19 protein-coding genes and 1 pseudogene are annotated in these 21,546 nt (G+C 62.7%); 8 read left to right on the forward strand and 12 right to left on the reverse strand.

All coding sequences use genetic code 11. The annotated features are described in order from the left end of the window. The first annotated feature begins 31 nt into the window (after positions 1–31). The 8 genes and pseudogenes from xylB (HCN58_RS29290) to HCN58_RS29325 all read left to right on the forward strand — a co-directional run bounded on the left by xylB (HCN58_RS29290) (position 32) and on the right by HCN58_RS29325 (position 8,400). Positions 32–1,482: pseudogene (gene xylB, locus HCN58_RS29290) on the forward strand (xylulokinase). Beyond that, the gene (gene xylA, locus HCN58_RS29295; protein ID WP_171582839.1) at positions 1,479–2,801 is read left to right on the forward strand and encodes a xylose isomerase; all 1,323 of its coding nucleotides are present in this window, start codon (positions 1,479–1,481) and stop codon (positions 2,799–2,801) included. The pseudogene xylB (HCN58_RS29290) and the gene xylA overlap by 4 nt, the downstream one beginning before the upstream one ends. A gap of 12 nt (positions 2,802–2,813) precedes the next feature. After that, positions 2,814–3,578 carry an ATP-binding cassette domain-containing protein gene (locus HCN58_RS29300; protein WP_171582840.1) on the forward strand — a complete coding sequence of 255 codons (765 nt, stop codon included), beginning with the start codon at positions 2,814–2,816 and terminating at the stop codon, positions 3,576–3,578. Further along, positions 3,578–4,660, forward strand: coding sequence for an ABC transporter permease (locus tag HCN58_RS29305; RefSeq protein WP_171582841.1), 1,083 nt, complete (start codon positions 3,578–3,580; stop codon positions 4,658–4,660). Before HCN58_RS29300 ends, HCN58_RS29305 begins: the two co-directional genes overlap by 1 nt. A gap of 90 nt (positions 4,661–4,750) precedes the next feature. Then, positions 4,751–5,683 carry a sugar-binding protein gene (locus tag HCN58_RS29310; RefSeq protein ID WP_171582842.1) on the forward strand — a complete coding sequence of 311 codons (933 nt, stop codon included), beginning with the start codon at positions 4,751–4,753 and terminating at the stop codon, positions 5,681–5,683. Between the two features lie 263 nt (positions 5,684–5,946). Continuing rightward, positions 5,947–6,423 (forward strand): hypothetical protein, encoded by a 477-nt coding sequence (locus HCN58_RS29315; protein WP_171582843.1) that lies wholly within the window; start codon positions 5,947–5,949, stop codon positions 6,421–6,423. Between the two features lie 82 nt (positions 6,424–6,505). Further along, positions 6,506–7,543: an aldo/keto reductase gene (locus HCN58_RS29320; RefSeq protein ID WP_171582844.1), complete on the forward strand. Its 1,038-nt coding sequence runs from the start codon at positions 6,506–6,508 to the stop codon at positions 7,541–7,543. Next, positions 7,543–8,400 carry an amidohydrolase family protein gene (locus tag HCN58_RS29325; RefSeq protein ID WP_171582845.1) on the forward strand — a complete coding sequence of 286 codons (858 nt, stop codon included), beginning with the start codon at positions 7,543–7,545 and terminating at the stop codon, positions 8,398–8,400. Before HCN58_RS29320 ends, HCN58_RS29325 begins: the two co-directional genes overlap by 1 nt. An 8-nt stretch (positions 8,401–8,408) precedes the next feature. On the opposite strand, the gene HCN58_RS29330 is transcribed toward HCN58_RS29325, so the two are convergent. The 12 genes from HCN58_RS29330 to HCN58_RS29385 all read right to left on the reverse strand — a co-directional run bounded on the left by HCN58_RS29330 (position 8,409) and on the right by HCN58_RS29385 (position 21,513). Then, positions 8,409–9,326, reverse strand: coding sequence for a carbohydrate ABC transporter permease (locus HCN58_RS29330; RefSeq protein ID WP_171583002.1), 918 nt, complete (start codon positions 9,324–9,326; stop codon positions 8,409–8,411). A gap of 37 nt (positions 9,327–9,363) precedes the next feature. Then, positions 9,364–10,491, reverse strand: a complete 1,128-nt coding sequence (locus HCN58_RS29335) for a carbohydrate ABC transporter permease (protein ID WP_171582846.1) — start codon at positions 10,489–10,491, stop codon at positions 9,364–9,366. Positions 10,492–10,590: 99 nt separating this feature from the next. Next, complete coding sequence (locus HCN58_RS29340) at positions 10,591–12,249, reverse strand: substrate-binding domain-containing protein (RefSeq protein WP_171582847.1); 1,659 nt, start codon at positions 12,247–12,249, stop codon at positions 10,591–10,593. Between the two features lie 202 nt (positions 12,250–12,451). After that, positions 12,452–12,907, reverse strand: a complete 456-nt coding sequence (locus HCN58_RS29345; RefSeq protein ID WP_171582848.1) for an RbsD/FucU family protein — start codon at positions 12,905–12,907, stop codon at positions 12,452–12,454. A 170-nt stretch (positions 12,908–13,077) separates the two neighbouring features. Beyond that, a complete protein-coding gene (xylB, locus tag HCN58_RS29350) occupies positions 13,078–14,553 on the reverse strand; it encodes a xylulokinase (RefSeq protein WP_171582849.1) in 1,476 nt (491 codons plus the stop codon). A 40-nt stretch (positions 14,554–14,593) separates the two neighbouring features. Next, the gene (locus tag HCN58_RS29355) at positions 14,594–15,679 is read right to left on the reverse strand and encodes an ABC transporter ATP-binding protein (RefSeq protein WP_171582850.1); all 1,086 of its coding nucleotides are present in this window, start codon (positions 15,677–15,679) and stop codon (positions 14,594–14,596) included. 5 nt (positions 15,680–15,684) lie between these two features. Beyond that, positions 15,685–17,286: an FGGY-family carbohydrate kinase gene (locus HCN58_RS29360; RefSeq protein ID WP_171582851.1), complete on the reverse strand. Its 1,602-nt coding sequence runs from the start codon at positions 17,284–17,286 to the stop codon at positions 15,685–15,687. Next, a complete protein-coding gene (locus HCN58_RS29365; RefSeq protein WP_235983989.1) occupies positions 17,283–18,221 on the reverse strand; it encodes a sugar-binding transcriptional regulator in 939 nt (312 codons plus the stop codon). The genes HCN58_RS29360 and HCN58_RS29365 overlap by 4 nt, the downstream gene beginning before the upstream one ends. Positions 18,222–18,267: 46 nt before the next feature. Beyond that, positions 18,268–19,161: a sugar phosphate isomerase/epimerase family protein gene (locus tag HCN58_RS29370; protein WP_171582852.1), complete on the reverse strand. Its 894-nt coding sequence runs from the start codon at positions 19,159–19,161 to the stop codon at positions 18,268–18,270. A 15-nt stretch (positions 19,162–19,176) separates the two neighbouring features. Then, complete coding sequence (locus HCN58_RS29375) at positions 19,177–20,001, reverse strand: carbohydrate ABC transporter permease (RefSeq protein ID WP_171582853.1); 825 nt, start codon at positions 19,999–20,001, stop codon at positions 19,177–19,179. After that, positions 20,001–20,957, reverse strand: a complete 957-nt coding sequence (locus tag HCN58_RS29380) for a carbohydrate ABC transporter permease (protein ID WP_235983990.1) — start codon at positions 20,955–20,957, stop codon at positions 20,001–20,003. The genes HCN58_RS29375 and HCN58_RS29380 overlap by 1 nt, the downstream gene beginning before the upstream one ends. Positions 20,958–20,961: 4 nt before the next feature. Beyond that, a complete protein-coding gene (locus HCN58_RS29385) occupies positions 20,962–21,513 on the reverse strand; it encodes an SIS domain-containing protein (RefSeq protein ID WP_171582854.1) in 552 nt (183 codons plus the stop codon). Between the last annotated feature and the right edge of the window lie 33 nt (positions 21,514–21,546).

Genomic DNA, 21,546 nt, shown 5'->3' on the forward strand with positions numbered 1-21,546 from the left:
CGCCAACCGGGCCGGAAGGGAGGACGACGACGTGTATCTCGGGGTGGACATCGGCACATCCGGTGTGAAGGCGTGAACGAGGCTGGCGCAATCGTCGCGACAGCCGCGCGCGAGCTTGCGTTCTCGCATCCCGCACCGCTGTGGTCCGAGCAGGATCCGGACGCCTGGGGTGATGCAGCGATCGGCGCCATCGACGATCTCGCATCCGTTCATCCGCGCGTCGTCGCGCAGGTGCGTGGCATCGGTCTCTCCGGTCAGATGCATGGCGCTACCTTGCTTGGCGAGGACGGCCGTCCGCTGCGTCCGGCAATCCTGTGGAATGACGGCCGGTCCCATGCCGAATGCGAGAGGCTCGAGGGCCGCTGTCCCTCGCTCCACGCTATCGCTGGCAATCTCGCGATGCCAGGCTTCACCGCGCCAAAGCTGCTCTGGGTGGCCCGCCATGAGCCCGAGATCTTCGATCGGGTGGCAAAAGTGCTGCTGCCAAAGGCCTATGTGCGCTACCGCCTGACCGACGAGATGGTCGAGGACATGTCGGACGCCGCCGGCACGCTCTGGCTCGATGTCGGTCAGCGCCGCTGGTCTGCGTTGCTGCTACATGTCACGGGGCTCGATCTTCACCACATGCCGCGCTTGGTCGAAGGCAGCGAGATCAGCGCGGCACTCGCTCCCGAGTTTTCGAAGCGCTGGGGCATGACGAACGATGTCATGGTTGCCGGCGGTGCGGGGGACTGTGCCGCGAGCGCGATCGGGCTCGGCGCCATCACGCCTGGCGATGCGTTCCTGTCGCTGGGAACTTCAGGCGTCGTGTTTCGTGTCACTGACAGTTTTGCGCCGGCGCCCGCGTCGGCTGTGCACGCCTTCTGTCATGCGCTTCCGGGTCTCTGGGACCAGATGGGCGTGATGCTGGCGGCGGCCGCCTCGCTCGCCTGGCTTTCAGGCGTGATGGCGACGCCTGCCGCCGCGCTGCTGGCGCCGCTCGGCGAGACCGTCCGCGGACCGAGCCCGGTCAAGTTCCTTCCCTATCTCAATGGCGAGCGCACGCCACACAACGACGCTGCTGCCAGCGGCGGGTTCGTGGGTCTTCGCGGCGCGACAGGGCGCGATCAGATCGTCCAGGCCGTGCTCGAAGGCGTGGCCTTCGCCGCGCGCGACAACCTCGCGGCGCTCGGCAACGCCAGCTCCGCGATCACGGAGTTCGATCTTGTGGGCGGCGGCTCGCGCTCGGCGCTGTGGGCCCAGATCTGCGCCGATGTGCTCGGCATTCCTGTCCACCGCGTCGAGGAGGGCGAGTTCGGTGCAGCGCTTGGCGCTGCACGGCTCGGCCGGCTTGCTGCAACCAACGAAAACCCTGCGCAGATCTGCACGCGTCCGCGGCGGCTTGCGAGCTTCACGCCGCGTGCGTCTGCCGAAGCCGCCTACGATGAAGCCTATCACCGGTGGCGAAAACTATATCCCGCGCTGAAGGAGTTCTCCCTGTGAACGTGTCACCCAAATTTTTCGGGGCGAGTGCGCCGGTCGCCTACGGCGGCAAGGACGCCGAAAGCCCGCTCGCGTTCCGCTGGTACGACAGGGATCGCGTCGTGCGCGGACGGCGGCTCGAGGATCACCTGCGTTTCGCGGTCTGCTACTGGCACTCGTTCTGTTGGCCCGGCGGCGATCCCTTCGGCGGCGAGACATTCCTGCGGTCCTGGCATCGTGGCGCGGACATGATGGCGCTGGCACGGGCCAAGGCCGATATCGCCTTCGAGCTGTTCCGCCTGCTCGATGTGCCCTTCTTCACCTTCCACGACGTCGATGTCGCGCCGGAAGGCGCCTCGCTTGCCGAATCCGTAGCCAACCTCAACGCCATTGCCGCTCTCTTCGAACAGAAGATGGCGTCTTCCAAGGTGCGTCTACTCTGGGGTACGGCCAATCTGTTCACGCATCGCCGCTACATGGCCGGCGCAGCGACCAATCCGGATCCGGACATTTTCACCTATGCCGCCGGCCAGGTACGGGCTGCGCTCGAGGTGACTCACCGTTTGGGCGGGCAGAACTATGTGCTCTGGGGCGGACGCGAAGGCTACGAGACGCTGCTCAACACCGACATCAAGCGCGAGCTCGACCAGCTCGGCCGCTTCGTCTCGCTGGTCGTCGAGCACAAGCACAAGATCGGTTTCAAGGGACCGATCCTGATCGAGCCGAAGCCGAAGGAGCCGACCAAGCATCAATATGATTTCGACGTCGCCACATGCTACGGGTTCCTCCAGCGCTATGACCTTCTGAAAGATGTCAAGCTCAACATCGAACAGAACCATGCCATCCTTGCCGGCCATTCGTTCCAGCACGAGATCGGGCTGGCCCAGGCGCTCGGTGTGTTCGGCTCGCTCGACATCAACCGCGGTGACGATCTGCTCGGCTGGGATACCGACCAGTTCGCGATGAACGTGCCGGAGCTGGCGCTGGCGTTCCACGATATCCTGAAGGCCGGCGGCTTCACGACGGGCGGTCTCAATTTCGACGCCAAGATCAGGCGGCAATCGATCGATCCGGACGATCTGATCCACGCCCATGTCGGCTCGATGGACGCCTGCGCGCGGGCGTTCCTTGCCGCCGCCGACATGCTCGATGCCGAGGCGCTGACGATGCCGGTTGCGGAACGTTACGCCGGATGGGCTGATGCCGAGGGACGCGCGATCCTCGCTGGCCAGCGTTCGCTTGCCGATCTTGCTGATCGCGCGCTGGCACCCGGTTTCGATCCACAGCCGCGCTCAGGTCGTCAGGAATATCTGGAATCACTGGTCAACCGGTACGTCTGAACGAGGCCGAGCATGGAAACCGCAGGTGCAGCCGGGCAACCGGTTCTGGAATTGACAGGGATCGGCAAGGAGTTCGGCGCGATCCGCGCGCTGCACGGCGTCGACATGCAGGTCTTCCCCGGCGAGGTGGTCGGCCTGATGGGCGACAACGGTGCGGGCAAGTCGACACTCGTGAAAATCATCGCCGGCAACTTCCGCCCCACCCATGGCGAGGTCCGCTTCGACGGCAACGCGGTCCATTTCTACCGTCCCATCGATGCTCGTGCAGTCGGTATCGAGGTCGTCTATCAGGACCTGGCGCTCGCCGACAATCTCACGGCGGCGGCCAATGTCTTCCTTGGCCGCGAGCTCAAGCGCAAATTCGGCCCGTTCGCCTTCCTCGATCACAATGCGATGGCGGCGCGCGCGCTGGAGCTGTTCGGCGAGCTGCGCTCCGAGACGAGACCGCATGATCTCGTCAAGCAGATGTCGGGCGGCCAGCGCCAGGCGGTTGCGATCGCACGCACCCGCCTGTCGAACGCCAAGCTCGTGATGATGGACGAGCCGACCGCGGCGATCTCGGTCCGCCAAGTCGAGCAGGTCCTGGGCCTGATCCATCGGCTGAAAGAGCAGGGCGTCGCCGTCATGCTGATCTCCCACCGCATGCCCGACGTCTTCGCGGTCTGCGACCGCGTCGTCGTCATGCGCCGCGGCGAGAAGCGGGCGGATAAGTCGATCCGTGATACCAGTCCCGAGGAAATCACTGCCCTCATCACCGGCGCGAAGGAGGCTGCGTGATGGCTATGCCCCTGGAATCCCCGATCTCCTTCACCAATATCGGCCGTATCAGGTGGTGGCAGCGCGGCATCTTTGCGTCCCAAACCGGCTACGTTCTGCTGGCGCTGCTGGGGCTACTGATCGTCATGCATTTTGCGAGCCCTTACTTCTTCACGCAGGGCAACATGCAGAACGTGGCGAAGAACTTTTCCTTCATCGCCATTGCCACCCTCGGCATCACCTTCGTGATCATCACCGGCGGCATCGATCTCTCGGTGGGATCGATGATGTGCTTCTCCGCCATGATCACATCCATGGTGATGTCGGGCCTGTCGACGCCGGGCATGCCCGGCGCGTTCCTGTTCGTGCATCTGGCTGCGGACGGCAAGACCGTGGTCGCCAATGTACCGGGGCTGATCCTGCTTGTCTCGATCCTGGCGGGACTTGTCACCGCACTGATCGTCGGGCTCGTCAACGGCTTCTGCATCACCGTGCTCGGGCTGTCGCCCTTTGTCACCACGCTCGGCATGCTCTCGATCGTCCGCGGTCTCGGCTATGTCGTCTCTAACGGGCGCGGCAGCTTTCCGGGCGGACCAGATGCCGACTATTTCTACGCGCTGACATCGGGCGATCTGTTCGGCGTACCGGCCCCATTCATCTATCTGGTGATCCTCGCGGCGGTAATGGCGATCGTGCTGCACCACACGAGCTTCGGCCGTCATGTCTTCGCGCTCGGCGGCAACGAGAAGGCGGCGGAATTGACCGGCATCCCGGTCGTACGGGTCAAGATCGAGGTCTACGTGATTTGTGCGCTGGCCGCAGGGCTGCAGGGCATCATCATCTCGGGCTGGCTGGGGTCTGCGCCCGCGAACATGGCGACATCCTACGAGCTCAACGTGATCGCGGCGGCGGTCATCGGCGGCGCCAATCTCGCGGGAGGCGTCGGCGGCCCGCTTGGGGCCATCGTCGGCTGTGTGCTGCTCGAGGTGATCCGCAACGGCCTCGTGCTCGCGCAGGTCAGCTCCTACTGGCAGCAGACGCTCGTGGGCGTGATCATCATCCTGGCCGTGCTAGTCGACCGCATCCGCTCACGCATCGCTTGAGGTTACTCCGGGAGGCAACGAACACATCGTCTATCCGCCTTCTGGAGCATTCAATTCAAAAGGATAGGCACAAGAGTGTGGAGGGAGCCAATGAGGAAGATACTTCTCGCCGGCATGGCCATCGCGATGATGGCGACACCGGCATTCGCCCAGACCTACAAGTTCGTGATCGTGCCCAAGGCGATGAACAATCCGTTCTTCGACGTCGCGCGCGACGGTTGCCTGAAGCGCGCCAAGGAGCTCGGTAACGTCGAATGCATTTATAAGGGGCCGGTCGAGCATGAGCCGGCGACGCAGGCGCAGATCATCCAGGATTTCATTACGCAAAAGGTGGATGGACTTGCGATTTCGGTCGCGGATGTCGCGGCGATGACCAAGTCGATCGAGGCGGCGACCGCGGCCGGTATTCCCGTCATCACCTTCGATGCGGATGCGCCCGGCTCCAAGCGCATCGCCTATATCGGCACCAACAACAAGGACTTCGGCCTCGCGCTCGGCAAGCAATTGCTGCAGCTCAAGCCTGAGGGCGGCAAGTATGCCGTCGTCTCCGGTGGTCCGGGCGCCAAGAACCTCGCCGAGCGCGTCGATGGCGTGCGCGAGGCGCTCAAGGGCTCGAAGTGGGTCGAGGTCGCGGGCTCGCCGACCTTCTGCAATGACGATCCTGCGCTCGCGGTCCAGCAGATGGCGGACCTGCGCACCGCGACGCCCGACTTGGGGGCGATCGTGCCGGTTGGCGGCTGGCCGATGTTCGCGCCCGAAGGCTACAAGGCCTTCGTCAACAAGAACAAGAAGGACATCGACGCTGGCAAGCTGACGCTCGTCGTCGCCGATACGCTGAAGATGCAGCTTGAGCTCTTGCGCGACGGCTACTCCAACGCCCTTACGGGACAGCGCCCGTTCGAGATGGGCGAAAAGGCGATGGATGTCCTGCTCGCGATCAAGAAGGGCGAGAAGGTTCCCGAGATCGTCTACACCGGCCTCGATCTCGTCACCAAGGAGAACGTCGCTCAACTGTTGAAGTAGGAACGTTCGCAGCCCCAACGTTCCTGCGCTACACTCCCTCTCCCGCTTTGCGGGGGAGGGAGTGCTGCTTTCGGCCTTGGAAGTTCATCGGAATGAAGCGCGCGCGGCTTGCGGATGGGCTCGATGCCACGGCGATCGACCTTGGCCGCGCCAAGAATCGCCGCGTTGAATTGATACCACAGTAGTTTCGCGCTGCGTGGATCTCGATCGGTCACAACAATGGAAGAGAATGCAAGTGTATCACATAGGTTTGGCCGGCGAGGATGGCCGAAGCGGCGATGGTTCGGCCGAACCACGCGCCGAGAGGCAATCCCAAGGAATACCGCATTCATATCCGTTGCTCGTTCGTGATTATGGTCTGGCGACGGCGCTGGGGTTGCTGGTCAAGACTTTGCCTTATGCCCTCGCGCGGTGAGGAGTTTGGTGGCAGCGGCCGCAGCGTGCGTCGTCTGGTCGGGATCGGCGCAGGAGGCGCGGTATGGCTCGCTGTACACATCTCCATGATATTCGGCGTCTGCTGGCTTTTTGGTATTGTCCTTGCCGGTGGACGGATCTGGGCAACAGTCCTGCGATATGTGCCCCAAAGTGCGGGCCACTTAATGCCCTTCGTGAAGGGCCGGACACCGGATACGAGTCTTGCAATCTCCTGGCTTCGAATTGACTTCCGCTCGGGCCCTGTCGGTGGCAAAATCACCATGCAGCGGGTGGATACGGCTTGCAGTTGCAGGGTTTTCCTGTGAGCGGAAGTAGTGCAGTGGCAGGCAAGCTGAAGAAAACGCGCACCAACATAACTGGGCAATGGCCAGGAAAGAGCAGGTCCATATGAACCCGGTGCTCACAGTGCCACGCCGTGCTCTTGGCCGGACGCGGCTTGAGGTTTCAGTCCTGGGATTCGGAACCGCGCCGCTTGGCGATCTCTACGCGCAACTGGACGACGAAACGGCCATCGATGCGGTGAGCCGCGCGTTCGAGCTGGACATCAATCTCCTCGATACTTCCCCGCTCTATGGAAATGGACTTGCCGAACATCGCTGCGGCGCCGCGCTCAGGCGCGTGTCGCGCCAGGACATCGTGGTTTGCACCAAGGTCGGTCGCTGGATGGATCCGTTTCGCGGGCGAGACGACAGTTCCGGCTTTATAGGAGGGTTGCCGCACCGGGCGGTGGTCGATTATTCATATGACGGCACCATGCGATCGGTCGAGCAGTCGCTGTTGCGGCTAGGGACCGACCGGCTGGACCTGTTGCTGATCCACGACGTTGACGTCTGGACTCACGGCATCGACGTCATTGAGCAGCGGTTTCGAGAAGCGATGACTGGCGCGTACGTGGCGCTGGACCGGCTTCGTGGAGAGGGCGTGGTCGCGGGCATCGGAATCGGCGTGAACGAGGCCGAGATGTGCGTGCGTTTCGCGCAAGCCGGATCGTTCGACACCATGCTGCTCGCCGGGCGCTATTCCTTGCTGGAACAGCCAGCGTTGGCGCACTTTCTGCCGCTGGCCCAGCAACAGGGAATTGGCGTGCTGCTCGGCGGCGTATTCAATTCAGGAATTCTGGCGACCGGCGCGGTGAGGGGTGCCAAGTACAATTACAGGGATGCTCCACCCGAGATCCTGGCAAAAGTGGCGCAGATCCAACGCGTCTGTGATGCGCACAACGTGGCGCTGCCAACCGCGGCACTGCATTTTGCGCTGGGTCATCCAGCTGTGGCGAGCGTTGTGCTTGGGGGCCAGAGTCCGAGGGAGGTCGAGTCCAATGTGACGGCGCTGTCCAGGAAGGTGCCGACGGCGCTTTGGGCCGATCTGAAGGCGGAGCGTTTGCTGGACTCGGAAACGCCCGTTCCGTTATCGGAACCCGGCTGATGCGGATCGATGCGCATCACCATTTGTGGACTCTCGCTCGGGGCGATTATGGTTGGCTGACGCCAGCGCTCGCGCCGATCTTCCGTGACTTTTCCCTCTCGGACCTGGCGCCGCACCTGGCCGCCGCGAAGATCGACGGGACGATTCTGGTGCAGGCTGCATCGACCGAGGCGGAGACGACCTTTCTGCTCGATATCGCGGAGAAGGCGCAGCTGGTGCGAGGCGTGGTTGGCTGGATCGATTTCGACGCAGCCGACGCCATGGCACGCATTGATGCACTGGCTGGGCGCGAACTTTTGGTCGGACTGCGGCCGATGGTGCAGGACCTTCCCGATGACGATTGGCTGCTTCGCCCGGCATTGGCGCCGCTATTGGCGGCCATGGCACGAAACAGCCTGGTATTCGATGCGTTGGTGCTGCCGCGGCATTTGCCGCGCCTGCTGCGGCTCGCCGATGATCACCCGGATCTGCAATTCGTGCTCGACCATTGCGCCAAGCCGCGGCTTGCAACCGGCGAGCTTGCGGTATGGCAGGACGATATCGCCTCGCTCGCCGAACGCCCCAACATCGTCTGCAAGCTATCGGGATTGGCGACAGAGGCGCCACCGGACTGGCAAGTTGCGGATCTACGAAAAGCGGTGGATCACGTCGTTGGGTGCTTCGGGCTACACCGGCTGCTGTGGGGAAGCGACTGGCCGGTGGTCAATCTGGCCGGAGGCTATGAAAAATGGTTTGCCGCCGCCGAAGTCCTGCTGGCCGGTGTGTCTCCGGATGAAAAGGCAGCAGTCTTCGGCGGTAATGCGGCGCGCATCTATCTCTCAAGCCGGGGGCGCCATGTTGAGTCCGGGGCCATCTGACCGCCCGGCTATTTTCCCGCGCCCGTCGTCAGACCACTGACGATGTAGCGTTCAAGGAATATTCCGACGATGACGAGCGGGGCGATTGCCGCTGTCGACAGCGCTGCCATCGACCACCAGTTGATGCCTTGCGACCCAGTTTGGCTGGCCACCATGACGGGTAGGGTTTTGGCGTCGGTACTCGTCAGCAGCGCTGCGAAGAAGTACTCGTTCCAGCACAACACAAGCGAGAGGATGAACGCCGCAGCCATCCCGGGGACGGCCAGCGGTAATATGATGCGAAGGAAGGCGCCCCAGGTTGAAAGCCCGTCGACGAAAGCGGCCTCATCGAGCTCGATCGGGATCGAATTGAACTGGTCGCGCATGATCCAGATCACGATCGGCAGCACCGTCAAGGTGTAGAGCAGGATCAGACCAAATCTGGTGTCGAGCAGAGACAACGCCTTGTAAAGCACCAGGAACGGCAGCGCGAGGACGACCGGCGGCAGGATCAGTTGCGACATGAAGAAGAAGAGGATGTCGTCGTTGCGCATCCATGCAAACTTATAGCGGAAGCGGCTCAAACCATAAGCTGCCAGTGACCCGAGAATGAGAGCCAAGATCGACGCACCGACCGATGTGATGATGCTGTTTGCGAATCGGCTCACGAACTCGCTTCGGGCAGTAGAGATTCCGAAAATCGTATCCGGTGACAGGCCGAGCGAACGCCAGCCTTTCCAATCCGGCTGAAAGTCTACCCAGGGGACCAGGTGGCCTTGCGTGACGTCGATCGCCGATTTGAATGAGGTCGTGACGGTCCAATAGATCGGAAACAGGCAAACGAACGACCAGAACAGTAATGCAGCATAGATCAAGACGCGCGATGCGATCCGGTTGGTCCGCGCCGCTGCGCCGCGCTTTCGGCCGCGCTTCGATTCCGATGTCAAGATGGCCAATCGAGCAACTCCTTCGAGCGATATCCGTCTACGCGACCTTCTGCGTCCAGCGCCTGGACAAGCGCAGCAGCAACGTGAGGAACAGGATGATCATGAGAAGATAGAACATCGCTAGCCCCGTGCCATATCCGACGTTCGAGCGGTCGCGGTACACGCGGTATATGAAGCTTGATACCGTATCGGTCGCGCCGCCGGGCCCTCCCGCCGTGACGTTGATCACGATGTCTGCGAGCTTCAATTTGAAGATGATCCGGATGATCAGGACGGTGATGCTCACCGGGAGCATGATCGGAAACGTGACATGCCAGAACGACTGCCAGCTGTTGGCGCCGTCGACCTTGGCGGCCTCCAGCACCTCCTTGGGCATCGCCTGCAGGCCTGCGAGCAGGATGATCATGATGAAGGGAATGGATACCCAGGCATCCATCACCTCGATGCTCAGCCACGCCGACCAGGGCGAGGCGAAGAACGCCGGATTGTCCCACCCCAGATAGCGCGCCAGCGTAGCCGCCGGGCCGAACCGATACTCCATGAGCGACTTTCCGATCATCCAGCTCACGGCTACCGGACTGAGCATCATCGGCAGCAGGAATACCACACGGAAGAGTTTTCGAGCACGGATCTGGCCGCTCAGCAGGAGGGCGAGTCCAAAGGCAATCGCATATTCGGCCAGCACCGCGATCGTGTAGAAGCCCATGTTGCCGAGTGCGTTCCAGTAATAGGTGTCGTGAAACAGTCCAATGAGATTGTTGAAGCCGCTGAAGCGGGGACCTTCAAGTGAACTGAGATTCCAATCCAGTGTGGCGATGTAGATTCCGAACATCGTCGGAAAGATCACGACCGCGATCGTGAAGAAAACGGCAGGCAGCAGAAACAGCGCCCGCAGCCCGCGTTCACCCCGGATGACCACGAGGCCGATTCCGATCGCAATGGCCCAAAGCAGGTAAGCAACAAGGACGGGGCGCCAATCTGCGAAGCCGATCGCCGTCGCGCCGGTCGCGTGCAGAAGCTGGACCAGGAGCAGGAGCAGGAATGCCAGCGAGGCCAGCACCACGATCGCGTATCCAGCATTCCGCCGACCGGCAAGGATGTGCCGAGACGCCGGCTTGGGCCGATCATCTACCTTCGAGTCAGCTAACGGCGATGAAGTCTGCATCAGAGTTGCAACCTCTATTTCAGACGTTGAACGATCAAAAGTCTTTCGGCTGGCGCTCGATGCGGCGCCAGCCGGAATGTGAGGCGGAGCCGAATGGAGCTACACGCCGAGAGACGCCTTATAGAGTGCAATCTGCTTCTCGCGGCCGATCTGGTCGGTCAGCTTTTCCCATGCGGCGGCGATGTTGTTCGCGCCGGTCTGCGCGTCAACTCTGCCGGCGAAGATCTTGGTCAGTTCGTCTTCCGCGATACTGTAATACTGGAAGATACCCGGAATGCGCGGTTCGACCGCGCGATTGGGATGATTGTAGGAAGAAAGCTGCGAGTTCAGATAGGACGTGATGTACTTCCGGTCATAGCCCGCCGCCACCCACTCATCGAAGTTGAAGTGGCTGGTCCGGTGCGCCTGGAAGCCCGATGGATACATGACCATCCAGAGCGAAAGGTCCTTGCCGCCAAGATGCGCTGCCGCACTCCAGGCCGCCCTGTGCTTGCGCTCGTCGCCTGCGACCCTTGCCATGACGTAGATGCCCCAGCCGAGATAGGCGCAGTTCGGCGCATGGTTTGGACCGCTTGCGAGCTTATCCCACTTGCCTGTCTTGGAATTGTAAACGTCTTCCGATCCAGGCAGGATGTCGAAGCCGACGACATCGCCGACCACGGAGGTGTCGCTTGCCTTCGCCACTTGGCCTATGTCTCCCCACCACGGAATCATCGAGCCGATGCCGGCCAGGAATTGCTGGAAGCCGGTGGTGTTGGGGTCTGCGTTGAGCTGATCAGCGGGCTCGGATGGCAACGCATCGATGACGTCCTGGATGGCGCGAACCCAGGCCGGATTGTTGATGCGCGGCTTCATCGTATCGATATCGAACAGCCAGGCCTTATCATCCGGATGCTTGGCATAGGCAGAGGCGCGGCTGGCAAGGAAATAGAAGCCGAAGCCGCCCCAGGGCTTGGGCGCATCGAGGTAGCCGTACGCGTTCTGGCCCTTGATCTTCTTGCCCTTGAGGAATTTTGTGACCGCCTGGACCTGCTGCCAGGTCTTAGGCACGCCCCATTCGCCTTGATTGCCGGCGTCCTTCCAGGCCTTGGCAAGAGCGGGATCGGAGAAGTAGTCGGTTCTGTAGTTGAAGTTGTGGCAATCGCCATCGATCGTTACGCGATAGGTCTTGCCGTTCCAGGTTCCGACGGGCGGCTTCAGATAGTCGACATAATCGTCGATATCGATCTGCTTCTTGACCCAGTCCGGCATCTCCGACGCCAACCCTTTGCCGCACACGTCTCCCTCGAATGGCGCGCCCATTTCGAGGATGTCGAAATCGACTGTGCCGGTCGCGATCGCTTGCTGCAGTCGCGGGTTGTAGTCGGCCTGAGCAAGGTCGATCCACGAAATCTTCGCACCCGTATAGGCCTCCCATGGTTTCAGGAACCCACGGAACAGCAGGTTGTGCAGATTCTGGTTGTTCAATCCCATGAAGGAGAGCTCGACGCCCTTGAATTCTCCTTCCTTGACACTGGCCTTGGTCGGGCCGAGGCAGAGTTCGCCGACCTTCTGCCAATCGGCATCGGTTGGCGCGCCTTTCCCAACGCCCGGAATCTGTGAGATCTGAGACCGCAGATTGCTCTGAGCCAAGGCAAGCTCAGAGAACGAGCCGAGCGCGCCTGTCGTCCCCAAGGCAGCGGCGCTGGCTGCTCCCTTCAGGACGGTACGCCGGTTCGGCTTCATTACGGAATGCTGATCGTGTCCTTGCTGTTTCATTTTGTAACCTCCCTGTTTTCTTATGGCGATTGCTTATGCCTGTTCTGCAGCTCGCTGAGCGCTGATGGGCAATGCGACCTGCAGAAATTATCTTCGCGGCAACGGCTAGCCGTGAAGAGGACCGGCGCTGTTACGGACTGATGTTTGGCGGCGCAAAGGTTTAGTTGCTTCACGGCTTTTTCACGGCTTTGTTGGCAGTTGGCTAGGTTGCGTCGGGAGCGATGACACCCTTCTTGAAGACGAAGCAACCGTAGAAGCGGCGTTCGCCGGTCTGGATCGCACAATAGGCATTCTTCGCGCGTTCATAGAAGGCAAATCGCTCGACCGGTCCCATCGGCAAGGAGCGGCCCTCGGCGGCATCGATCTCTTTCTGCACCTCGCGCTGCACGGGAGGAATCTCGTCGGGCTGACCGACGATTTCCATCCGCAATGCGGGTCTTTCGACAAAGGAATCGAGCGGCAGGACTGAAAGAATGGCGCGTGTGGCGCGGCTCGCACTGACGTTATCGATGCGGAGCAGCCTGCCCAGCACGGTCTGACGAGCAACCGCGTCGGCAGGAAAATTGGTGTCGCAGAGGACGAGATCGTCGCCATGGCCCATGGCGCGCAACGCGTAGAGGACGTCTGCATTCAGGATTGGATCGATCGATTTCAGCATGCTGCACCTCTGATGACTCCGACCGGCTCTTTTGGGCGACTGGCTGTCTGGCTCAACCATGCAGCCACATCCGCTTGCCCACTATAGGGCCCGGATTGAACGAACGGCCAGCCGCCATGCCTGCGGTTCTCTGCGATCTCATTCAGTGAATGGTCGCCTTTATGCAAAGCTTATCCTCTCCGGTCGCTGCGGTACATCGCCCGCATCCGCGCTGCGCGTTCGCCGAGCAAGGGAGCGGCGGCGCGATCAGGCGAAAAGCTCGCGCGGATCGCCGGCTTGACGCAGACCTCTTGCTCGCGAACGCCGGCCGCGATCATGCCCAGGCGTGCCGCACCGAAGGCCGCACCGAGCTCGGCGCTGCTCGGCACGTCGAGGGCGAGGCCGGTCGCATCCGCCAGCAACTGGGCCCAGTAGGAACTCCGCGAGCCGCCGCCGACCATCAGGCAGGAGGTCGGCGCCGCGCCCGCGTCGACGAGCACGTCAAGGCAGTCGCGCAACGCAAACGCAACCCCTTCGAGGACGGCGTAAGCTAGCGCTTCGGGACCGTGATCGGCGCAGAGCCCGGCGAATGCGGCGGTCGCGTGCGGATCGTTGTGCGGCGTTCTCTCGCCGGTCAGGTAGGGTAGAAAGACCGGTGCGTGGGCGCGCCGCTCCGGCTCCGATGCGAAGCGCTCTACACGCGCGAGCAATCCCTGGATGTCACCGCCGGCGCCGGTGATCCCAGCGATCCAGGATAGAGCCGACGCCGCCGAGAGGGCTACCGTCATGCCGTGCCAGCGCCCGGGGAGCGCATGACAGAAGGCATGCAGCGTACGCTCTGGCAGGGCCACCGGATGATCCGTGACAGTGAAGATGACGCCGGACGTCCCGAGCGAGAGGAAACCGTCGCCGGCACGCGTCGCGCCGATACCGACGGCGGAACAGGCATTGTCGCCGCCGCCGCCCGCGATGGGAATCTTGCGGCCCACAAGTCCCCATTCGGCTGCAACCTGCGCCGAGAGACAGGCCGAGACCTGCGAGCCTTCGACGACGCGCGGCATCTGCGCTTCCGTCAGGCCGCAGGCGGCGAGCAGGGTGGCGTCCCATCGACGCTCTGCGACGTTGAGCCATAGCGTGCCGGCGCTGTCGGACATCTCGGAAACATATTCGCCCGACATGCGGAAGCGCACATAGTCCTTCGGCAGGAGGACCATCGCCGTCTTCGCGAACACCTCCGGCTCATGCTTCGCGACCCACAGCAGCTTCGGCGCGGTGAAGCCCGGCATCGTGGTATTGCAGGCGCGCGTCGTGAAGTCCGTCACGCTGTCGAGCAATTCGCGGCATTCGGCGCCTGAGCGTCCGTCGTTCCAGAGAATGCAGGGCCGCAGCGCTTTGCCGGCCGCGTCGAGCAATGTCGCGCCGTGCTGCTGCCCGGAAAGGCCGATCGAGGCAAGTTCGTCCCATTCGCTCGGCGCCGCTGCGGCCAAGGCGGAGATCGCGCTCTGAGTCGCAGTCCACCAGCTCTCCGGGTCCTGCTCTGACCACAATGGGCGCGGCCGGTCGACCTCGAGCGGTGCCGAGCTTTCGGCGATGAGATTCTGGCGCGAGCCGATGAGGACCGCCTTGACCGACGAGGTACCGATGTCGATGCCGAGATGGCTGGTCACGTCAGATCCCCACTCTTGTGCCTTCCTTGTGGCGCTGCATTCACATTGCAATCCCGTCGGCGTCGAACAGATAGACCCGCCCTGAGGCGAGGCCGACCGGCAGCGTAGCTCCCCGAACGATGGCCCGCCGTCCATTCGCGAGGATCGCAATCTGAGGCGCGTCGGTTGCGGTGGCATAGATCTGGGTGTGGCCGCCGAGATTTTCGGAGAAATCCGCGGTCAGGTTGAGAATGGGGTTGGGGCTACCGATCGTGAGATTGTCCGGCCGCAGCCCCACCGTGACGGGGGCGCCCGGCGACACCGGACGCAGCGGCGCGCGTTCGACGGTCAGTGTTCCCCCTACAAAGGCGGGATGCGAGAGCGTGATCGCGTTGTCCGCGACAGCGCCGATCCTGGCCTCAATGAAGTTCATCTTGGGTGAGCCGATGAAGCCCGCGACAAAGCGGTTGGCCGGCTCATCGTAAAGCGTGCTCGGCGAGCCGACCTGTTCGATCTGGCCGGCGCGTAGCACGACGATGCGATCTGCGAGGGTCATCGCCTCGACCTGGTCGTGCGTCACATAGACCATGGTGACGCCGAGATTGCGGTGCAGCCGAGCGATCTCGACGCGCATTTGCGCTCGCAATTCGGCATCGAGGTTGGAAAGCGGCTCGTCGAACAGGAATAGCTTCGGGTGGCGCACGATCGCCCGGCCGATCGCGACGCGTTGTCGCTGGCCGCCGGAGAGCTGGCGCGGCTTGCGCGACAGCAGCGGACCAATCTGAAGGATGCTGGCCGCTTCGTCGACGCGTCCGATGATCTGGTCGGCGGGCATTTTCGCCATCTTGAGGCCGAAGGCGATGTTGTCGAATACGCTCATGTGCGGATAGAGCGCGTAAGACTGGAAAACCATCGATACTTCGCGATCGGCCGGCGCGACGCTCGTGACGACCCGGCCGTCGATCGAGACATCGCCTGCGGAGATCTCCTCGAGGCCCGCGATCATGCGCAACAGTGTCGACTTCCCGCAGCCCGACGGGCCGACGAAGACGACGAACTCGCCCTTTTTCGCCTCCAGGCTTACGCCGTGGATTACAGGGATCGAGCCGTAGCGTTTGACAACCTTATCGAGCTTGAGAAAGGACATTGCGTTCAGAATACTCCTGTGGACGCGGAGGGATGACCAGCCAGCCGTCGACCCTCGACCTCGATTTCGTTGCGGATGGCGAATAGCTTCAGGTAGGTCGAATAGGCAACGTCGTTGGCCGTCGCCCATGTCGGATCTGCCGTGTGGATGGTCTGCTCCGGCGCCATCGCGTCGAGCGCGGCGAACAGATCCGGATGCAGCCCGGCGGCAACGGCGGCGACCATTGCAGTGCCGAGCAGCACCGGTTCGGGCGCGTGGGAGATCACGAGATCCGCGCCAAGCGCATCGCGATACAGGCGCACCATCAGTGGGTTCTTGGCATGTCCGCCGGAGAGGCAGACGCGATCGATTGCATAACCGTGCGCGTTTAGATGTTCGCGGATGTGCCGGCTTTGCAGCGCGAGCGCGCGGGCCGTCGCGTAATAGTGCTCGAGGAACGAGCGCGGGCTCGTCTCCAGGCCGATGCCGCTGACCAGCGCGCGCACTGTCCCATCGCCATAGGGCGCGCGATTGCCGAGCCAGTCGGGGATGACATGCCGTCGTGCGGCGAAGGCGGGGCCTTCGAGATCGAGCAGCGCGAGGATGTCGCGGGCGGCCTCCGCGTGCCGCTCCGCCGAAGCCTTGCCCGGGCTCGCGGGATGCTGATCCAGCACGGTGTCGAGCGCAGCGCCCGAGATGCTCATGCCGGCCTCGTGCATCCAGTAGCCGGGAAATATCGCGTCCTTGAAAGGCCCCCAGATGCCGGAGATGTGCCGCTCATCCTCCGCCCAGCACATGTAGCAGGTTGACGTGCCGCCGATCAGCGCCAGGGAGCGATTCATCTTGTCACGAAAACCGCGGCTTGCGACGCCGAGAGCGCCTGCTTCCGCGTCGATCAGGCCGATCGCGACCGGCGCGCCGGGCGCGATGCCGAGCGCCTGCGCCGCCTCCGAGGAAACCGTCCCTTGAACTTCGCCGACCCGGCCAGGCGGCTCGGCGAGATTGCCACGCTGCAGAAGATCGGAGAGGCCGAGCGCTGCGAGCAGTTCGCGGCGCCACGGGTTGGGGTCAGCGGGCAGGTAGGGAAACTTGCAGGCAAGCCCGCAGACAGAGTGACGATCGACGCCGGTTAGGCGACGGGCCACTTCATCCGAGAGATCGCGTACAGCGGTGATGCGCGCCCAAGCCTCCGGCCTGTGTCGCTTCACCCACAGAATCTTGGGCAAATACATCTCCGGGGAGACCGTGCCGCCGACATGATCGAGATAGCGGTCGCCGGAAGCCCCGATCTCTTCGGCCTCGCGCTCGCCGCGGTGGTCCATCCAGCAGATGACATCCGCGTCGCCTTCAAGCGGCCGTTCGCCTTTCGCCTCGAAAAAAGTGGATGATGTGGCGTCGACAGCAATACCCGCAATCGCAGCCGCCGCGCCTGGCGCTTCACTGATAGCCGCCCGGATTGCGGCACACACTGCTGCCCAGATATCGTCCATTCTATAGACGGCGTGGTTTTCCGCAGGGCGCAGCAGTTCGAACGGATGACTGCGTGCCGTCACCAGCCGGCCTGACGCGTCGAACAGACCGGCGCGAGCCGACAGGGTGCCAACATCGATGGCCAGAAGCAGGCTCATTGCAGCAGCGCCTCCGCCGCCGATTCGTCGGTGACAAGACAGCGCACGTAGCGCGCATTCAGAATGCCTCGGATCACCGGCGCCTTGGGTACCCCGCCCGAAGCCAAGATCGAGATCGGGTATGCCTTCAGTTCCTGTGGACTCAGGGCCATGACGCGGGAGTTGAGGGGATGGTCAATCGGCCGGCCATATTCGTCGAGGAACGTTCCGAGCAGGTCACCGACTGCGCCGGCCTTCCGCAGCCCGTCCAGCGCTTCGCTGACGATATGGGTCGACGCAAGCAGCGAGCGTGGTGTCAGGTCGCCGCAGGACACAAGCGCGATCTGGCCTTCGCGCGCTCGGCGCATTACGTCCGCAAGTCCGTAGTGGGTCAGGAGCGTCGAACGGCTCTCGACCGACGGGCAATAGATCGGTGCAGCGACATAGTAGCATTCGGCGCCGATCAGGCGCGCAAACTCGGTCGCGACCTCGAAGGTGTTAGTGCCGGCGCCGCGTGTCAAGCCGCCCATCAGCGAAGTCACCCAACCCTGAGCGAATCGTCGCTGCTTGAGCGCGCGCGCAGCGGCGCTCAATGTGCGACCCCAGCCGACGCCGAGGCCGATGCCATCCTTCAGCAGGGGGTGAAGCATCGTGCTCGCGGCTTCGCCGACCACCTGCTGCAGTGCGTCGGGATCGGGCAAGGTCGGCACTACGGAAACATCATCGAGCGCAAAGCGCGCCTTCAGCCTCTCTTCCAGCGCGACGCAATTGGCGAGCGGCAGCTTGATCTCGACGCTGACGAGCCCGTCCTGCCGCGCTTGTCCAAGCAGCTTGTTGACCCTGAGCCGCGTCAGCCCCAGTCGATCGGCGATCTCCTGCTGTGTCATCGCGCCGACATAGTAGTACCAACAGGCTCGCGCCTGGATTTGCGCTTCAGTCAGGTCCTCCGCGTTCATGCGCATTGTCGTCGTGTCTCTGTTGTGTGTGTCGCTCACCGCCCCCTCACGCATACGCCGGCTTCAAGATTGCAACCGACCGCTTGACCGCCTCGAGCACGGAAGCGTCGTCGCGCTCGAAGGGATAAAAGACTTCTAGAAATACAGGTGTTTGGCCGAGTCCGTGCGCCCTTTGCAGCGCAGCCGTCGCAACGGGATCGAGCCGGCCGGGCTCGGTAAAATCCCAGTGTCGGTCATACTGGAAATCGGTTTGCTGCACATGGATCACACCGATTTTAACCCCGAGCGCCGCAAACCAGTCGGCCATGCCGGCCCGGTATCTTCCGTAGAGCGGCTCGAACGTCCCATGGCCCCAATCCAGGCAGAACTTCCACGGCACCGCCGACGTCTCGAGGTCGGTGGCCATCGTGAGCGCCTGATCCACGGTCCAGGGCCACTCGCGCCGCATCGGCGTAGGCTCAACGTAAAGTTCGACGATCCCTTCGGCCTTTGCGGCGTCAGCCAACCTATGCATGCGTGCGATCAGGTCTTCATAGTCTGCGCGCAGCAGGGTGTCGGCCTCGCGACCATCGCGGCGTGAGGCAACCGCGCCGAGCGGCCCGCCAACGCGCGCGATGCCGGCGCTAGCCGCAAAACGATAGGCGCGTCTCATCCAGACTTCTGCGACATCGCGGACGCGAGGATCGGGATGCAGCAGCTGGTTGAACGTGTAGTGAGCAAGGCCGATGAAAGCGCTATGCACGTTGATGCCAGCCCTGTCCGTGCATTGGCGGATGTCGCGGGCAAGCGATACCAGTAGATCGTCGGGCCAGGTCGGATCGACGAGATCGAACGACAGCTGAACGAGATCCAGGCCAAGATCTTCGCGGACCAGCGGGGCCCAGAGCTCAGGCGTTACCCAGCGCTTGACGCAGAAAGAAAGATTCACGCCGAATGGCATGGTCTCGGATTCCCGTTATTTGGTCGCGCCCATAGTCAGTCCGCGTATCATGTGCCGGCTGACGAGCATCGCAAAGACCGTCACCGGCAGCACGATCACCGTACCCGTCGCCATGATCTTTCCCCAGGGTAGCTCGTAGCCCGACATGAAGTTCGTGGCCACCACTGGAGCGGTCTTGAGCCCCTGGCTTGTGATCAGCACGAGCGCATAGAGCAGTTCGTTCCAGGAGAAGATGAACGCGAAGATGGCGGAAACAGCGACGCCGGGCAGACCGAGGGGCAGGTAGATCCGCCAGAATATGTCGAACTGCGATGCGCCCTCCAGCCGCGCCGACTGCTCCAGATCTGGCGGAATTGAGCGGAATTGGTCGGTACAGATCCAAACGACGATCGGAAGGTTGAAGGTGAGATAGATCAGCACGAGCACCAGGCGCGTATTTAATAGGCCGACCTGCCTCGACAGCAGGTAAACCGGCAGCGCGAGCACGATCGGGCTGATCATGCGGTTCGAGATGAACCAGAACCAGAGGTCGGCCTTGCCGCGAAACTCGAAGCGCGCAAGGGCGTAGGCCGCCGGCGTGCCGAGGATGACGGACAACAGCGTGGTCGAGACCGCGACGATCAGCGAATTGAGGACTGCCGTGGTCACCTTCGTGTCGGCAAAGATGTCCATGTAATTCGAGAGCGTCGGGTGGAAAAACCAGACGGGTGGCGAGGCGAGCAGCTCGGTCTGGTCCTTCAGACTGGAAGTGACCATCCAATAGAAGGGAAACAGCGCGAAGGCGAGAACGATTAGCAGGCCAAGCGCGTGCAGCAGCGAGCCAATTCGTGTTGCGGCCATCACTCGATCTCCTGATAGAAGATGTGAATGTAGAGGCGGCTGAGCACAATGGTGAGAATCAGCAGCAGGATCGCCTGTGCGGAGGCGAGCCCGAGGTCGAAAACTTTGAAGCCGACCCGCTGGACATAGATCGAGATGAGATCGGTCGCCGCGCCAGGTCCGCCGCGCGTCATCACGAACACCGTATCGAATAGTTTCAGCACGTCAGCGGAGCGCAGGATCAAGATCGCGGTAAGACCCGGCAGCATGTAGGGAAGCTGTACGTAGCGGAGCAAGGCCCAGGGGCTCTTCGTCTCAAGTCGAGCGGCTTCCTCGATCTCGACCGGCACCATCGACAAGCCCGCGAGAAAGATCAGCGCGACGAACGGCGTCCACTGCCAGATGTCCATCACGACGATCGCGAGAAAGGCTCCCGTCGGATTGCCAAGCCAGTCGGACGAGGAGACGCCGAGCCAGCTCATGAACTGGTTCGCGACGCCAAAGTCGCGATTGAAGATGAGGCGGCCAATCAACCCCACGACTGCATAGGTCGTCGCCAGTGGGACCACCAGCGAAACGCGGGTGATCGCGCGCAACAGGCTCCAGCCTGGCCGATGCAGCATCAGCGCGATCAAAATGCCGAGCGCGATCTGCACCGGCACCACGCTGAGATAAAACTTGCCGGTGAGCAGAAGGCTATCCCAGAAACCCCTGTCGTGGAGCACGGTGAAATAATTGTCGAAACCGACGAAAGGGAAACCGTCCTGCTGGTCGGCGCGTCGCGTGATGTTGTAGCGCCGGAATGACGTCGCGATCGCGAAGAGAGTCGGATAAATGCCGATCGAGAACAGGACGATGACCGCCGGCGCGAGGAAGAAGAAAGGCGTCCAGCGACCATAGCCGGGGTGATGGCGCCGCGCGCCGCTGGCGGCGGGTGGCGCCAATCGCGTGGACAGATTTTGCGGTACCGACGTCAAAACGTTATTCCAGGTTCGTGTGGTTAGCGCGCATCGCCTCCGGGGTGACCCCGAGACGTTCCCGCAGCCGAAGGATCATGATCTCGAACAGGATGTACTGGGCACCTTCAAAGAGGGACCCCATCGGCAGCACCGAGCCGGAGGGGCCCGTATCGTCGGCCATGGTCTGTGCGGGGACCGGGAGCACGGCATCGGCCGCGCGCGCGCATTCGCCGTTCGGCTGAGCGGTGACAACCAGGGTCCGGGCTCCATCACGGCGTGCGACGCCTATCAGAGCCGCCACGGTTGAGAAATGGCCCGGGCCCGCTGAGGTGATCAGCAGGTCACCTGTCCCAAGGTGCGGCGTCGTCATGTCGCCGACCATCGCCGCCTGGCGGCCAAGGTGGAACAGGCGCATACAGAATCCCCTGATCTGCAGGCCCTCGCGGCCGACGCCGTAAAGCGCGATGCATTTCGCCCTGGCGATCTCATCGATGGCTCGGTCGACGGCGCTTTCATCGATGCGGTCGAACACACACGCGAGTTCGTCGAGTGCGGCGCGATAGAGCGTCGTCATGACCTGACCCTCCGAGGACGAGCATCCGCGTTG

The sequence above is a fragment of the Bradyrhizobium australiense genome (assembly GCF_013114825.1).
Taxonomy (GTDB): Bacteria; Pseudomonadota; Alphaproteobacteria; order Rhizobiales; family Xanthobacteraceae; genus Bradyrhizobium; species Bradyrhizobium australiense.